The sequence below is a fragment of the Cohnella terricola genome, assembly GCF_007786475.1.
Taxonomy (GTDB): Bacteria; Bacillota; Bacilli; order Paenibacillales; family Paenibacillaceae; genus Cohnella; species Cohnella terricola.
The window spans coordinates 1-1,269 of record NZ_VNJJ01000040.1 but is presented as its reverse complement, the minus strand read 5'-3'; the positions used below and the strand labels follow the sequence as shown (position 1 = coordinate 1,269).

Genomic DNA, 1,269 nt, shown 5'->3' with positions numbered 1-1,269 from the left:
TGACCTTGCCCCGAATAGATGGACACAGAGAAACCCTCTATAATAAAAGACGGAGGGATTTTCAATGGGGCAACGGAAGAAGTTTGACAAAGCATTTAAGGAGCAAGTCGTATTACGCATTCTCTCTAACGAATCAACGATTGGCGATTCTGCTAAAGAGCTAGATGTGCACTACACGACGGTTCGAGACTGGGTAAGATACTATAAGCGCGATGGAGCAAACGCATTTCCTGGCAGTGGCAACCTGGCTCCAGAAGAAGATGAAATGCGAAAGCTACGGAAACAATTGGCCGACCTAAAGGAAGAGAATGAAATCTTAAAAAAGGCGGCGGCCTACTTCGCGAAAAATCTGAAATAATTAAGTTCAAGTTCATCTACGAACACCGCTTCGAATTTCGGATTGCGAAGATGTGCCAGGCCTTGAGTGTCTCTAGAAGCGGCTATTATGCCTATGTGAATCGTCCTGAGAGCAAACGCAGCAAAGAAAATCGTGAACTGCTCAAGGTGATTAAGGCCATCCATGAGGCCAGTAGGAGAGCTTACGGGTCTCCACAAATCACAAACAATCTACCGGCGGATCAGAAAGCAAGTCGCGGTCGTGTCGCACGGCTCATGCGAAAGAACGGGATTCGATCTAAAGTTGTTAAGAAAGTTAAAGCAACAACGAACTCTGCTCATGACCTACCGGTAGCCGAAAATCTACTTAACCGTGATTTCTCCGCAAGCAAGCCCAACGAGAAGTGGCTGTCAGATATCACATACATTCCAACGGCCGAAGGTTGGCTATATCTCGCGGGTGTGATGGATTTGTACGGACGAAAACTCATTGGCTGGGCCATGGATAGCCGGATGAAAACAGAGTTAGTCTCCGCAGCCCTAAAGCAGGCGATCGGGCGTACAGGCTCTCCCAAAGGGGTTCTTGTACATTCTGACCGTGGCGTTCAATATGCAAGTAGGGGCTATCAAGCACTTCTGGCTAAACACGAATTCGTCTGCAGCATGAGTCGGAAAGGCAATTGCCATGATAATTCCCCCATGGAATCCTTCTGGGGAAAGCTGAAGATGGAGTGGCTTAATGACTACACCTTTAAGACTCGAGATGAGGCTAAGAAGGCTGTATTTGAATACATCGAATTATTTTACAATCGACGGAGAACGCATTCCACCAATCAATATGTCCCGCCATTTCAAGTTAAATCTCTTGAATGACGTTAGGATAATGGGTTTTCGAGGGTCTTTCTTTATGTCCACTTTTTCGATGCAAGGTCA

The 1,269-nt window shown here is 46.4% G+C and carries 1 protein-coding gene; it reads left to right on the top strand.

What is annotated here, in order from left to right:
- The first annotated feature begins 64 nt into the window (after positions 1–64).
- A protein-coding gene (locus FPZ45_RS25145; protein WP_425457054.1) for an IS3 family transposase occupies positions 65–1,209 on the top strand; the annotation gives its coding sequence in 2 pieces (ribosomal slippage) (positions 65–329 and positions 329–1,209; 1,146 coding nt in all).
- The last annotated feature ends 60 nt before the right edge of the window (positions 1,210–1,269 follow it).